Below are 14,289 nucleotides of genomic sequence, written 5' to 3'. Positions count from 1 at the left end.
GGAGAAGGGAATGTTGTTTTTTCGCCGACCTTTTAGGCCACAATGGGAATGAACATGTAATAGGACAGTGTCTAAACAAAAGGGGGCTGACGTGATGAACGAACGAATTGAACGCGACTCGCTCGGCGAGGTGAAGGTGCCGGCCGATAAATACTGGGGGGCGCAGACGGAGCGAAGCCGGCAAAACTTCCGCATCGGCAAAGAAACGATGCCGCTTGAACTCATTTATGCCTATGCCGAGCTGAAAAAGGCGGCGGCGATCGTGAACCATCAGGCTGGAAAGCTGAGCGAAGCGAAAAGACGGGCGATTGTAGCGGCGTGCGACGAAATTTTGGCCGGTCAGTGGGATGTGCATTTTCCGCTTGTCGTTTGGCAGACAGGAAGCGGGACGCAGACGAATATGAACGTTAATGAAGTGGTGGCGAGACGGGCGAACGAGCTGCTCCGTGACAGCGAGGGACGCATCCATCCGAACGATGACGTCAACATGTCGCAAAGCTCAAATGACACGTTCCCGACGGTGATGCATATCGCCATTTATGCGAAAGTTCAAACGCATCTTCTGCCGGCGCTCGACGAATTGATCGCCACGTTCGCAGCCAAGGAGCGGCAATATGAGAAGACGATCAAAATCGGGCGCACCCACTTGCAAGATGCGACGCCGCTCACATTCGGGCAAGAGATTTCCGGCTGGCGGACGATGCTGGAGAAAAGCAAAATGATGATCAGCGAAGCGGCCGACAAGCTGCTCGATTTGGCGATCGGCGGCACGGCGGTTGGCACAGGGCTCAATGCACCGCCATCGTTTGGGGAACAAGTCGCCAAACAGCTGCACGCCCAAACCGGCTACCCGTTCCGTTCAGCAACAAACAAATTCCACGCGCTGACCAGCCATGACGAGATCGTATATGTCCATGGGGCGTTGAAGGCGCTGGCTGCGGATTTGATGAAAATCGCCAACGACATCCGCTGGCTGGCGAGCGGGCCGCGCTCCGGGCTCGGGGAGATCACGATTCCAGCCAATGAACCGGGGAGCTCGATCATGCCGGGGAAAGTGAATCCGACGCAAAGCGAAGCGATGACGATGGTCGCTGTTCAAGTGTTCGGCAACGACGCCACGATCGGTTTTGCGGCAAGCCAAGGCAATTTTCAATTAAACGTGTTCAAACCGGTCATTGCCTATAACGCCATTCAGTCGGTGCAGCTGCTCGGCGATGCGATCCGTTCGTTTGATGAGCGATGCGCCCAAGGGTTGGAGGCGAACGAAACGAAAATGAAAGAGTACGTGGACCGCTCGCTAATGCTTGTGACGGCATTGAGCCCGCATATCGGCTATGACAAATCCGCGGAAATCGCGAAGCTTGCGCATCGCGAAGGATTGACGCTGAAAGAAGCGGCATTGAAAACCGGGTATGTGACAGCCGAGCAGTACGAAGAATGGGTGAGACCGGAGAAGATGATTTAGTGGCACAAAACAACGGGGAACCAGACGAGAGCGAATAGGCAGGCCAAAAACGCTCATCCTGATTCAAGGGATGAGCGTTTTCCTGTTGCGACGGTCTTCTTGCCAGCTGGCTGCTTTGCATCGGGCAAATGTTAGGCAAACAGGCGAATGAGTTCATTAATCGACAAGACGGCAAACAGCGCTAAGCACAGGGCGAGCAACGCATTCGACAGCCAGTGGTTCCGACCTTCATCCGGAAGCGTTTTTTTGGAGTTGAGCAAGTAAAGCAGCGTGACAGCCAAAAACGGCATAAACAGCGCTCCGAGCGCTCCATAGACAATAATGAGCCCGACCGGTTTGCCGATGAAATGCAAGAGCATCGGCGGGAACGTGAGCCAAAAGACGTAGAACCGGAACGCTTTCGACTGGTTGAGTGCCTCAGTGCCAACCGATGTTTTGCGCATGTTGCGGACAAAATCGGCAAACAAATAGGAAACGCCGTTCCAAACGCCGATGACCGATGTAAACGATGCCGACCAAAAGCCGAGCAAAAAGAGCCAACGGGCGGCCGGGTGCAGCTCATTGCCCATGATCGAAGCGAACGAGACAAGCCCTTGTTCGCCGCTGATCGACGTATTCGTTCCGTAAAGAAGCGCGGCCCCTAAAATAAGGAGCGACAATGTAAAAATTGCTGTTACGATATAGGCAACGGCGGAATCGTAACGCATCGGCGATACGTAGGCGCGGCCTTTCCAGCCGTTTTCCTGCAGCCAATAGCCGTACGACGCCATCGTAATCGAACCGCCGACGCCGCCAATTAACCCGAGAGCATACAAAAGCGAACCTTTGGGCAATTCGGGAACGGCGGTTTGCCAAAGATCGTCCAGCTGCGGCAACACAAGGAGCGCCGAACCGACAACGGTTACAAACATCAGTCCGACGAGCACGTTCATTACCCGTTCGAACAGCTGAAACCGTCCTGACCACGTGATGGCAAAACCGGCGAGGCCATGGATGACCGCCCATGCCCAAAGCGGGATCGAGGGGATCATCGCCGACATGGCTAGCGCGCACGATGATGTGCCCGCTGCTCCGTAAACAAATCCCCAAATGATCGCATACACCCCAAAGTAGACGGACGCCCATTTCCCCATCGACTGCCAGCCTTCGAAAATCGTTTTTCCGCTTAATAAATGCCAGCGCCCGACTCCTTCGTTCAGCACAAATTTGAACACAGCCCCGACGATAATCGCCCACATGAAAACAAGGCCGTAGTTTGTGCCGGCGACAAGGGCCGCGACCAAATCCCCGGCGCCAACCCCGGTGGCGGCGACGATCAACCCAGGGCCGATCATCGTCCATTTCGATTTCCCCATTTTTCTCCTCCTCTTCGTTGCAAATCGATTCCAAAAGTTGTGTATATTCGATATTATATTAATAGTTAAACGAGATATTGTCTACCGCTAAAAGTCCCATGGATCACCATAAAAGGAGTTTGATGTAATGAACGAACCGTTGCTTCCCTCCGTCGAACAAGTTGTTCGCAATGTCGAACAAGTCATTGTTGGAAAACGCCAAGTGATTGTGCTTAGTTTAACAGCGCTGTTGGCCAAAGGGCACGTATTGCTTGAAGATGTGCCGGGCGTTGGCAAGACGATGCTCGTGCGCGCGCTGGCGAAATCATTTCAAGCTGAGTTGAAACGAATTCAATTTACGCCGGATTTGTTGCCGAGCGATGTGATTGGCGTTTCTGTCTATAACCCGAAAGAGCGGCAGTTTGAGTATAAACCCGGACCGGTTGTCGCCCATATCGTACTCGCTGACGAGATCAACCGGACGTCGCCGAAAACGCAGTCGGCGCTTCTTGAGGCGATGGAAGAAGGGAGCGTGACGGTCGATGGCGTCACCCGGGTGCTGCCGCAGCCGTTTTTTGTCATGGCGACGCAAAACCCGATTGAATATGAAGGGACGTATCCACTTCCTGAAGCACAATTGGATCGGTTTTTGCTGAAGTTGCAGATGGGCTATCCATCGGTTGATGAGGAGATCGAGATGTTAAACCGGTTGGAAAAAACGGAGCCGCTTGCGGAGATTGGCCCGGTGATGACGCTGGATGAATTGCTTGGGCTGCAGCGGAAGGTAGCGGATGTGCATGTGAGCGATACGGTGAAAGGATACATCGTTAGGCTCGTCCAGCAAAGCCGTGCGCATGAAGCTGTCTATTTAGGCGTCAGCCCGCGCGGGTCAGCCGCCTTGATGAAAGCAGCGCAAGCATACGCGCTCATCCACGGCCGCGATTTTGTCATCCCCGATGATGTACAGCAACTCGCCCCTCATGTGCTCGCCCACCGTCTGCTCGTTCGCCCGGAGGCGAAATGGGACAAGCTTGACGCAGAAACGATCGTTGCGCAGCTGATCGCCCGCACGCCGGTGCCGGTGCAAGGACGGCGATGAAGATGAAACGGAATGGGCGCCATTGGTTCGCTTTTGCCGGTTTGTTGCTTTTGGCGGCTGCCTTGTTTTCATACGCCATGTTTCAAGGAGGATTTGTCAGTTGGTTTTTGTTTTACAGTTTTTTGCCGTTCGGTTTATATGCGTTCTTGATCGTGGTATACCCGCTTCGGCGCGCCGCAGTGAGCCGAACGGTGCCGGTTCGGCGCTATCATGCAGATGAGCCGGTCCCTGTTACTGTTCGCATCGATTTGCCGTGGCCGATTCCGCTGGCGGCGCTCACTGTTGTCGGGGAAGAACGGAAGCGCGTGGGTGCGATAGTCGCTTGGCCGTTTCGCCGGCGTCTGTCTTGCACATGGCCGCTTCAGTTGCCGCGCGGCCGCCATCAATTGGAAACGGTCATCCTTGAGGTGGGTGATCCATTCGGATGGGTAAACAAAACGGCCTCCTTCCCTGCTCCGTGCACGGTGATCGTCTACCCGCGCTATATCGAATGGCCGTTCGAAGCGGTGCATGAATGGTTTGCGAACGGAAAAGCCGCGCGGCCGATTTCGCTTCACCGCGACATGGCGGTGGCGGCCGGTGCCCGCGAGTATGTGCCCGGCGATAAAATGTCGTGGGTGCATTGGAAAGTGTCGGCGCGCAGGCAGGAGCTCATGACAAAAGAGTTTGACGAACAGCGCAATGACGGGTGGATTGTTGTGCTTGACGGCGCCTCATCCCCAGTGTTTGAGGAACTTGTCACGTTGGCCGCCTCTGTATCGAAGGCACTCCTTGATCAAGGGGTACCGGCAGGGCTGCTCTTTGCCGGCAAAAAGCGTTCATTCTTAGCACCGCGCCGCCATGATGAACAGTGGACGTCCATTCTTCTCGAGTTGGCGGAAGTCAACGGCGAGGGCAAAGACCCGCTTGTTCGTACGTTGGCGGAAGAAACGAATTGGCGGTCGGCTGCCGGATGCGTCATTGTAACTTCTGCGTTATCGATTTCGCTTTTGCAGCAACTGCGCGCGATCGCTTCCAAACGCCATGTTGTGCTGTATATCGTCAGCCGCGAGTGGAGTCATGAGCAGCAGAGCTGGGCCGACGGGCTCCGCCGTAACGGGGTGTATGTATCGCGCATTGACCCGCAGATGTTGCAGCCCGTTCAGCAAGGAGGGGGAAACGGATGAAACAGAAGGCGGAGAACATGGTATCCGCCGCGTTGCCGAACGTTTTGGCGGCTTGGCTGCTCACGGAATGGCTTTGGCCGCTTGGCACAGTGACGGACACGGCGCATATCGGGACATTCGCGATATTTGTGGTCATTTGTTTTCTCTTTTATGCGCTGCGTGTTCCCATCTGGCTTTCTGTCCTTGGCAAAATCAGCTTTATATGGAGGGCGCTCTCTGAATGGTTTGACGATCAGTCGATTCCGAACATCGTGCGCACCTTTTGGGATAGCGGCGCCGCCTGGCTTGTCGGTGACAGGCCATCATCAATGCCGGACGCTGCAGTGCGCACCCTTGCTTTCTTTGTGCTTCTATGGGCGGCTTCGTTTGTTTGGCACTGGCTTATCGTGCGGCGAAACCGGTGGTTTGTTCCTTATGCGCTCACGGTTGGCTATATTGCCGTGTTGGATACGTTTTTCCCTTACAGTGGAAACAAAGCGGTTGTTCGCCTTGTGGCGCTCGGTTTTTTCGCCTTCGCTTGGCTGCATGGAGAGCGGCTGCGGGCAAAAGGCAGAGATTTTCATATTGGAAAATGGCGGGCGGCGGCGCTATCTATTCCCGCCATTGCCGTCGCCGCCGGATATATCGGGCCGAAACTGCCGCCGCAATGGCCGGACCCAGTCGCGTTTATTCATAGCTATGCCGCTGACTCTAGAGAGGAGCTTGATACGGAAGGAACGACTAGCGTCAAGAAAATCGGCTACGGACAAAATGACTCGCGCCTCGGCGGACCGTTTATTGCCGATGATACGGTGGTGTTCATGGCCAAAGACGAGGGCCGCCATTATTGGCGGGTAGAAACGAAAGATGTTTACACCGGAAAAGGGTGGGAAGTGTTCCAAAGCGAACAAGTGCAATCGTTTAGAAACGGGATGCCAATGGAGTATGAATGGTGGAGCGAAAAAGTGAATGCAACGGAACAGACAGCGGAAATCACCCGTCAAGACCAAGCGTTCCATCTCGTGTATCCGCTCGGTTTGCAACAGGTGCAAACGTCCGATCACATTGTCTACCGCATGCATATGGCGACAGAAAAGATTTATACGACCGATGTGAATGCGAACGCGCTTCCTGTTCGTCGGTATATGCTTACGTACATGGAGCCGGACTTTCCAATTGAAGCATTGCGGGCCGCGCCCCCAGTCCAAGACGCTGCCTTTCTAAAGCGCTATACGCAGCTGCCGGATACGCTTCCGCGGCGGGTGCGCGATTTGGCGAGGCAAATCACCGAAGGAAAAGAGACGGTATACGATCAAGTGAAAGCCATCGAACAGTACTTCCATATGAACGGATATGCGTACGAAACGACAGATGTTGCTGTTCCAGGCGCCAATCAAGACTATGTCGACCAGTTTTTGTTTGAAACGAAACAAGGGTATTGCGACAACTTTTCCACCTCAATGGTCGTGCTCGTTCGAAGTCTAGGGATCCCCGCGCGTTGGGTGAAAGGCTATACATCAGGGCGGTGGGTCGGGGAGCAAAATGGAGCCGGGCTTTATGAAGTGCGAAACAACGACGCGCATTCCTGGGTCGAAGTATACTTTGAAGGCGTCGGCTGGGTGCCGTTTGAGCCCACACAAGGGTTTGTCAACCCGTATGCCTTTTCGCTTCCTGCTTCCAATGAAGAGCAACAGGCGCCGCCACTGCAACCGGAACAGCAGGAAACGCCGCGCGTGCCGCTCGAACAATTGATTGAACCATCGTCGCCGGAGCAAGACCCCCATTGGTGGGAGAAGCTAGCCGGCATCTGGTCATGGAAAGCGGTGCTGAGCGTGTTCGCTATGCTGGCCGCATGGGGTGGAACGATTTACGCGACAAGACGAAAATGGTGGCCGCGCCTTACGCTCCTTCGTTTTCGCCGCCGCCAAGTTGACGGGTCGGAATGGCTTGTCCCTGCTTACTTGGCGTTGTTGCGTCAGCTGCATGACTACGGGCTGAGGCGAAAAGAAGATGAAACGTTGCGGCAGTACGCCATTCAAGTGGATCGTTTATTTGAAACCGATGAAATGGAACGGCTGACAAAATCGTATGAACAAGCGATCTACGGGGCAAACAGCAGCCGGATCGACATCCGTGAGGCGCGCCAATTGTGGGAAAATTTAATAAAAAGGACGATCTCTTGACCGCCTGCCGGCAAGTTGATAGAATGAATTCAAATTTGCATACGAACAGAACAAAAGCCCTTCATATATGCGTGGGAATATGGCTCACGTGTCTCTACCGGGCCGCCGTAAACGGCCTGACTATGAAGGCAGAAGACGCTGCTATTCTGCCTTCATCATGTTTATTTGGGCGATGGCAGCGTTTATTTTTTGGACGGGGTGGATAAGATGAACCAAGAAATGATCGTCGTATTGGACTTCGGAAGCCAATATAACCAACTGATTACCCGCCGCATCCGTGAATTTGGCGTCTACAGCGAACTGCACCCGCACACGATTCGTGCAGAAGACATCCGCGCGTTGAACGCCAAAGGGATCATTTTTTCCGGCGGCCCGAACAGTGTATATGATGAACAAGCGTTTGCGTGCGATCCGGCAATTTTCGAGCTTGGGCTGCCGATTTTAGGGATTTGTTACGGGATGCAACTGATGGCGCACCACTTAGGCGGCAAGGTGGAAAAGGCGTCACACCGCGAATACGGAAAAGCGCTCATCCAGGTGAAAAATGACTCGCTGCTATTTCGCGGGCTGCCGGACGAACAAGTTGTCTGGATGAGCCACGGCGATTTAGTGACAGCCCCGCCGTCTGGTTTTATCGTCGATGCGACAAGTCCTTCCTGCCCGATCGCCGCGATGAGTGATGAACGGCGGAAATGGTACGGGGTGCAATTCCATCCGGAAGTACGCCATTCCGTTTATGGGAATGATGTATTGAAGCGGTTTGTCTTCGATGTATGTGGCTGCCGCGGCGACTGGACGATGGAAAATTTCATTGACGAGCAAGTGCGCCGCATTCGTGAGCAAGTCGGCGGAAAAAAAGTGTTGTGCGCCTTAAGCGGCGGGGTCGATTCATCGGTCGCTGCTGTATTGGTGCATCGCGCCATCGGTGATCAGCTCACATGCATTTTTGTTGACCACGGCCTTCTTCGCAAAGGCGAAGCGGAAAGCGTCATGAAAACGTTCCGCGAGCAGTTTCACATGAACGTTATTAAGGTCGACGCGAAGGAGCGCTTTTTGACAAAATTAAAAGGGGTCGCTGACCCGGAACAAAAGCGGAAAATTATCGGCAACGAATTTATTTATGTGTTTGACGATGAAGCAGCCAAACTCGAAGGCATTGAATTTTTAGTGCAAGGCACGCTTTATACGGACATTATTGAAAGCGGCACGGCGACGGCGCAAACGATCAAATCGCACCATAACGTCGGCGGTTTGCCGGAAGATATGAAATTTGAATTGATCGAGCCGCTCAATGCGCTATTTAAAGATGAAGTGCGCGCACTGGGCACCCAATTAGGAATTCCGGACGAAATTGTCTGGCGTCAGCCATTTCCGGGACCTGGCCTTGGCATCCGCGTCCTTGGCGAGGTGACGGAAGAAAAATTGGAAATCGTCCGTGAATCGGATGCGATTTTGCGGGAAGAAGTGAAAAAAGCCGGGCTTGACCGTGAAATTTGGCAATACTTCACGGTTCTCCCTGACATCCGCAGCGTCGGGGTAATGGGGGATGCCCGCACGTACGATTATACGGTTGCCATTCGCGCCGTGACATCGATCGATGGGATGACCGCCGATTGGGCCCGCGTTCCGTGGGATGTGCTGGAACGCATTTCAACGCGCATCGTGAACGAAGTGCCGCACGTCAACCGCGTCGTCTACGACATTACAAGCAAACCGCCAGCTACGATCGAGTGGGAGTAAAGACGAACGAAAGACGAACATTTCCAAAGGAATGTTCGTCTTTTTTCTTGACAGCTGCTTTTCAGGCTGATACAATAGCCGTGGAGTCATCAATATTGTCGAATTCCGTCGTATAATCCCGGGAATATGGCTCGGGAGTTTCTACCAAGCTACCGTAAATAGCTTGACTACGAGGGATGTGAAATAGAGAGCCGACGTCCTCTCTATGTTCGTCATTCCTTCTTAGTCAACGCTTCTGGTAGCTGCAGAAGCGTTTTTACTTTTTATAGGGGGGACAGACGTGAGAAAATATTTTCAATTTGACGAGCTCGGTACAAACTACCGGACGGAGATCATCGCCGGGGTGACGACATTTTTGTCGATGGCGTACATTTTGTTCGTCAACCCGTTTACGTTGTCGCTTGGCGCAGTGAAAGATTTTCCGAATGAACTGCGCATTGATCAAGGGGCAGTATTTGTTGCTACCGCTTTGGCGGCGGCGTATGGGTCGATTTTGATGGGGGTGCTCGCCCGCTATCCAATCGCCCTAGCGCCAGGGATGGGGTTAAACGCCTTTTTCGCCTTTACGGTCGTCTTGCATATGGGGATTCCGTGGCAAACAGCGCTTGCAGGAGTTTTCGTCTCTGGGGTCATTTTTACGATTTTAACGCTGACGGGCATCCGGGAAAAAATTATTGATGCCATCCCGGTTGAGTTGAAATATGCCGTTGGTGCCGGAATCGGGCTGTTCATTACGTTCATCGGCCTGCAAAACGCCGGCATCATTGTGAACAACGACGCGACGTTAGTTGGGTTGAGTGATTTAAAAGATGGCAATACGCTGCTTGCGATTTTCGGTTTGTTTATCACCGTCGTCTTGATGGTGAAAAAAGTGAACGGCGGCGTTTTTTATGGAATGGTCATTACCGCTGTTGTCGGCATGATCTTCGGTTTAATTGAAGTGCCGAAACAAATTGTCGGCGCCATTCCCGATATTTCACCGACGTTCGGCGTCGCGATCGAACACTTGCCGGACATTTTCTCATGGAAAATGCTCGGTGTTGTCTTGACGTTCTTTATCGTTGACTTTTTTGATGCAACCGGCACGCTCCTAGCGGTCGCCAACCAAGCCGGTTTGTTGAAAAACAATAAGCTGCCGCGCGCCGGCAAAGCGCTGCTCGTTGACGCGACGGCTGTCATGGTCGGAGCGGTGTTTGGCACATCGACGACGACGTCATACATCGAATCGTCGGCTGGCGTCGCTGCTGGAGGGCGCTCCGGGTTTTCGGCGGTCGTGACGGGGATTTTGTTCCTGCTTGCTTTGTTCTTCTCGCCGCTGTTAAGCGTCATTACCGCGCCGGTCACTGCGCCAGCGCTCATTATCGTCGGGGTATTGATGGCTTCATCGATCGGTGAAATCGATTGGAAGAAGTTTGAGGTAGCTGTACCGGCGTTCTTTACATTGATTACGATGCCGCTTTCCTACAGCATCGCGACCGGCATCGCCGTCGGCTTCATTTTCTATCCGATCACGATGATTTTGAAAGGCCGCGGAAAAGAAGTGCATCCGTTGTTGTATGTGTTGTTTGTCGTCTTTATTTGTTACTTCGTCTTTTTGCGGGAATAGGCATTCACAATCAAGGGCAGTTCTTCCAAAAGCCGTGTTACCGGCTCTTGGAAGGCTGCCTTGTTTTATGGAAGAACGGTTATACCCAACCGCGTGCTTTCATAGCTTCTGCCATTCGTTTGATTGAAATGATGTAAGCAGCAGTACGCAAATCTGTCCCGTACTGTTCAGCGGTTTCGTGAACTGCGTGGAAGCTTCGGACCATGATATCGGCTAGTTTCTGATTAACTTCTTCTTCGCTCCAATAATAGTTCATCAAGTTTTGTACCCACTCAAAATAAGAAACAGTGACGCCGCCCGCATTAGCAAGGATATCGGGAATGACCATAATGCCTTTGCCCGACAAAATTTGGTCTGCTTCCGGAGAAGTTGGCCCGTTTGCCGCTTCCGCTATAATTTTTGCCTGGATACGATCGGCATTGGCAGCGGTAATGGCGTTTTCCAAGGCGGCTGGAACTAAAATATCGACGTCGAGTTCTAATAACTGCGATGGCTCGATTTCGTATTGGGCACCATAGTCAAGCAAAGTTTGGTGATCTTTTACATGTTCGACTGTTGCGAGATTTAATCCGTCCGGATCATAGATGGCGCCTGTTGAATCGCTGACAGCCACAATTTTACATCCGAGTTCAGCGAGCAATTTTGCCGCAATGCGTCCTGCATTTCCAAATCCCTGGATCGCAACCGTAGCTCCTTTTAATGGCAGATGGAGTTTTTTCATCGCTTCCTGAATGGTAATGACACAGCCGCGTGCCGTCGCTTCATTTCTACCTTTTGAACCACCAATAATAAGCGGTTTTCCGGTGATCACTCCCGGAGAGAAAGCGTGATTCATGCGGCTGTATGTATCCATCATCCAGCCCATGATTTGTGGATTTGTATATACATCAGGAGCGGGGATATCCTTATCCGGACCGATGATTTGCGAAATTGCCTCAATAAATCCGCGGCTGACTCGTTCGAGCTCCCCGGTGCTTAGCGTTCGCGGATCACAAATAACCCCCCCTTTTCCTCCCCCGTAAGGAAGGCCGACAACCGCACATTTAAACGACATCCACATCGATAATGCTTTTACTTCATCTAGTGTGATATCCGGATGGAATCGGATTCCGCCTTTAGTTGGACCTAAGGCATCGTTGTGTTGGGAACGGTAGCCTTCAAATATTTGAATGGAACCGTCATCCATCTTCACAGGAAAGGACACGGACAGGACACGCATAGGACGCTTTAACATTTCAACGATATGAGGCTCCAAACCAAGTTTTTCCGCTGCGGTTTCAATCTGCTTTTTGGCGACTTCGTACGGGTTTAAGTTCTCTTTGGAGTCTTCTTTTGTGACAATCATCTGCAATTCCCCCTGGCTTGATTGGTTGGATTACGCTGATGTAATAATCCTATCACAGCCATTTATATTTACTCAATATTGATAATAAATATTAATTTTAAAAAATAGTGACACGAGATATCGCAGTGTAGTAGTTCTGGAAGCAAAAGTGTGATTCACACGGGAGATTTGACGGGAATTCGAAAAAGAACTAAAAGGAAGAGAGACAAGAGGTGTTCGTGGCATAGGTGTTTTATCAGGTTTAGCAAACGATTCGTTATAAAGTTGAAAGCGAGCATCCGCATGGCGCTGGTGAATCTTAATTGTATGAACCGAACTGGCCTGTGTAGTGATCGGGTCATCGTGGAAAGAAATCAACACAAGATTCGTTTTGGTTGCACGAAATGCGTGTGCACTATTCATAGTAACCTAAAAAATCTTGAATCAACCGTTGACACATCAAAAAGGAGGTGCTATATTAATAAAGCCGCATCAATGCGGTAAAAAAACAAAAAACATATTGACATAAGAAAAAAGAAATGATATATTATAAGAGTCGCTTTTGATTAAAGTGAATTTCTGAAGCGAAGGGATAAGTTTGTTCCTTGAAAACTGAACGAAACGAAGCGCGAGCGTTTCGACACCTTCGGTGTCGACGCTAATGAAGCCAATCAACTTTCTTTTTGGAGAGTTTGATCCTGGCTCAGGACGAACGCTGGCGGCGTGCCTAATACATGCAAGTCGAGCGGACCGGATCAGGGCTTGCCTTGATTTGGTCAGCGGCGGACGGGTGAGTAACACGTGGGCAACCTGCCCGCAAGACCGGGATAACTCCGGGAAACCGGAGCTAATACCGGATAACACCGAAGACCGCATGGTCTTCGGTTGAAAGGCGGCCTTTGGTCAGCGGCGGACGGGTGAGTAACACGTGGGCAACCTGCCCGCAAGACCGGGATAACTCCGGGAAACCGGAGCTAATACCGGATAACACCGAAGACCGCATGGTCTTCGGTTGAAAGGCGGCCTTTGGCTGTCACTTGCGGATGGGCCCGCGGCGCATTAGCTAGTTGGTGAGGTAACGGCTCACCAAGGCGACGATGCGTAGCCGGCCTGAGAGGGTGACCGGCCACACTGGGACTGAGACACGGCCCAGACTCCTACGGGAGGCAGCAGTAGGGAATCTTCCGCAATGGACGAAAGTCTGACGGAGCGACGCCGCGTGAGCGAAGAAGGCCTTCGGGTCGTAAAGCTCTGTTGTGAGGGACGAAGGAGCGCCGTTTGAACAAGGCGGCGCGGTGACGGTACCTCACGAGAAAGCCCCGGCTAACTACGTGCCAGCAGCCGCGGTAATACGTAGGGGGCGAGCGTTGTCCGGAATTATTGGGCGTAAAGCGCGCGCAGGCGGTTCCTTAAGTCTGATGTGAAAGCCCACGGCTCAACCGTGGAGGGTCATTGGAAACTGGGGGACTTGAGTGCAGGAGAGGAGAGCGGAATTCCACGTGTAGCGGTGAAATGCGTAGAGATGTGGAGGAACACCAGTGGCGAAGGCGGCTCTCTGGCCTGTAACTGACGCTGAGGCGCGAAAGCGTGGGGAGCAAACAGGATTAGATACCCTGGTAGTCCACGCCGTAAACGATGAGTGCTAAGTGTTAGAGGGGTCACACCCTTTAGTGCTGCAGCTAACGCGATAAGCACTCCGCCTGGGGAGTACGGCCGCAAGGCTGAAACTCAAAGGAATTGACGGGGGCCCGCACAAGCGGTGGAGCATGTGGTTTAATTCGAAGCAACGCGAAGAACCTTACCAGGTCTTGACATCCCCTGACAACCCAAGAGATTGGGCGTTCCCCCTTCGGGGGGACAGGGTGACAGGTGGTGCATGGTTGTCGTCAGCTCGTGTCGTGAGATGTTGGGTTAAGTCCCGCAACGAGCGCAACCCTTGCCTCTAGTTGCCAGCATTCAGTTGGGCACTCTAGAGGGACTGCCGGCGAAAAGTCGGAGGAAGGTGGGGATGACGTCAAATCATCATGCCCCTTATGACCTGGGCTACACACGTGCTACAATGGGCGGTACAAAGGGCTGCGAACCCGCGAGGGGGAGCGAATCCCAAAAAGCCGCTCTCAGTTCGGATTGCAGGCTGCAACTCGCCTGCATGAAGCCGGAATCGCTAGTAATCGCGGATCAGCATGCCGCGGTGAATACGTTCCCGGGCCTTGTACACACCGCCCGTCACACCACGAGAGCTTGCAACACCCGAAGTCGGTGAGGTAACCCGCCAGCCGCCGAAGGTGGGGCAAGTGATTGGGGTGAAGTCGTAACAAGGTAGCCGTACCGGAAGGTGCGGCTGGATCACCTCCTTTCTAAGGGGAAAAGCGAAGGCCGCCCGCCTATCGGCG

At 52.8% G+C, this 14,289-nt stretch carries 8 protein-coding genes, 1 rRNA gene and 2 riboswitches; of the genes, 7 read left to right on the top strand and 2 right to left on the bottom strand.

All coding sequences use genetic code 11. From position 1 onward, the window contains the following. Window positions 1-94 precede the first annotated feature (94 nt). On the top strand, window positions 95-1,465 hold the full coding sequence (fumC, locus tag B9L21_RS14510; RefSeq protein WP_063166905.1) for a class II fumarate hydratase: 1,371 nt from the start codon (window positions 95-97) through the stop codon (window positions 1,463-1,465). 131 nt (window positions 1,466-1,596) lie between these two features. Here fumC and B9L21_RS14505 read toward each other — a convergent pair whose 3' ends face one another. Further along, window positions 1,597-2,820 (bottom strand): Nramp family divalent metal transporter, encoded by a 1,224-nt coding sequence (locus B9L21_RS14505; RefSeq protein ID WP_063166904.1) that lies wholly within the window; start codon window positions 2,818-2,820, stop codon window positions 1,597-1,599. A gap of 127 nt (window positions 2,821-2,947) precedes the next feature. Here B9L21_RS14505 and B9L21_RS14500 point away from each other — a divergent pair, with 127 nt between their 5' ends. The 5 genes from B9L21_RS14500 (at window position 2,948) to B9L21_RS14480 (ending at window position 10,572) form a co-directional block, all read left to right on the top strand. Beyond that, the gene (locus B9L21_RS14500) at window positions 2,948-3,898 is read left to right on the top strand and encodes an AAA family ATPase (protein WP_063166903.1); all 951 of its coding nucleotides are present in this window, start codon (window positions 2,948-2,950) and stop codon (window positions 3,896-3,898) included. Further along, window positions 3,895-5,064, top strand: coding sequence for a DUF58 domain-containing protein (locus tag B9L21_RS14495; RefSeq protein WP_063166902.1), 1,170 nt, complete (start codon window positions 3,895-3,897; stop codon window positions 5,062-5,064). The genes B9L21_RS14500 and B9L21_RS14495 overlap by 4 nt, the downstream gene beginning before the upstream one ends. After that, window positions 5,061-7,226 carry a DUF3488 and DUF4129 domain-containing transglutaminase family protein gene (locus B9L21_RS14490; RefSeq protein ID WP_063166901.1) on the top strand — a complete coding sequence of 722 codons (2,166 nt, stop codon included), beginning with the start codon at window positions 5,061-5,063 and terminating at the stop codon, window positions 7,224-7,226. Before B9L21_RS14495 ends, B9L21_RS14490 begins: the two co-directional genes overlap by 4 nt. 41 nt (window positions 7,227-7,267) lie before the next feature. Further along, window positions 7,268-7,369, top strand: a riboswitch (purine riboswitch). 64 nt (window positions 7,370-7,433) lie between these two features. Further along, window positions 7,434-8,966 (top strand): glutamine-hydrolyzing GMP synthase, encoded by a 1,533-nt coding sequence (guaA, locus tag B9L21_RS14485; protein ID WP_063167424.1) that lies wholly within the window; start codon window positions 7,434-7,436, stop codon window positions 8,964-8,966. Window positions 8,967-9,054: 88 nt separating this feature from the next. Further along, window positions 9,055-9,156: riboswitch (purine riboswitch) on the top strand. Between the two features lie 90 nt (window positions 9,157-9,246). Further along, window positions 9,247-10,572, top strand: coding sequence for an NCS2 family permease (locus B9L21_RS14480; RefSeq protein WP_063166900.1), 1,326 nt, complete (start codon window positions 9,247-9,249; stop codon window positions 10,570-10,572). A 79-nt stretch (window positions 10,573-10,651) separates the two neighbouring features. Here B9L21_RS14480 and B9L21_RS14475 read toward each other — a convergent pair whose 3' ends face one another. After that, window positions 10,652-11,917, bottom strand: a complete 1,266-nt coding sequence (locus tag B9L21_RS14475) for a Glu/Leu/Phe/Val family dehydrogenase (RefSeq protein ID WP_020958481.1) — start codon at window positions 11,915-11,917, stop codon at window positions 10,652-10,654. A 659-nt stretch (window positions 11,918-12,576) separates the two neighbouring features. Here B9L21_RS14475 and B9L21_RS14470 point away from each other — a divergent pair. After that, window positions 12,577-14,253, top strand: a 16S ribosomal RNA gene (locus tag B9L21_RS14470). Window positions 14,254-14,289 lie beyond the last annotated feature (36 nt).

This window comes from Geobacillus uzenensis, assembly GCF_002217665.1.
GTDB classification, from domain to species: Bacteria; Bacillota; Bacilli; order Bacillales; family Anoxybacillaceae; genus Geobacillus; species Geobacillus subterraneus.
The sequence above is the reverse complement of the archived record's forward strand: the minus strand, read 5'-3'. Positions and strand labels throughout refer to the sequence as shown.

What these genes read in the sequence shown, in the direction of transcription:
- fumC (WP_063166905.1), top strand. Translation starts at nt 95, where the DNA reads ATGAACGAACGAATTGAACGCGACTCGCTCGGCGAGGTGAAGGTGCCG.
- B9L21_RS14505 (WP_063166904.1), bottom strand. Translation starts at nt 2,820, where the DNA reads ATGGGGAAATCGAAATGGACGATGATCGGCCCTGGGTTGATCGTCGCC.
- B9L21_RS14500 (WP_063166903.1), top strand. Translation starts at nt 2,948, where the DNA reads ATGAACGAACCGTTGCTTCCCTCCGTCGAACAAGTTGTTCGCAATGTC.
- B9L21_RS14495 (WP_063166902.1), top strand. Translation starts at nt 3,895, where the DNA reads ATGAAGATGAAACGGAATGGGCGCCATTGGTTCGCTTTTGCCGGTTTG.
- B9L21_RS14490 (WP_063166901.1), top strand. Translation starts at nt 5,061, where the DNA reads ATGAAACAGAAGGCGGAGAACATGGTATCCGCCGCGTTGCCGAACGTT.
- guaA (WP_063167424.1), top strand. Translation starts at nt 7,434, where the DNA reads ATGAACCAAGAAATGATCGTCGTATTGGACTTCGGAAGCCAATATAAC.
- B9L21_RS14475 (WP_020958481.1), bottom strand. Translation starts at nt 11,917, where the DNA reads ATGATTGTCACAAAAGAAGACTCCAAAGAGAACTTAAACCCGTACGAA.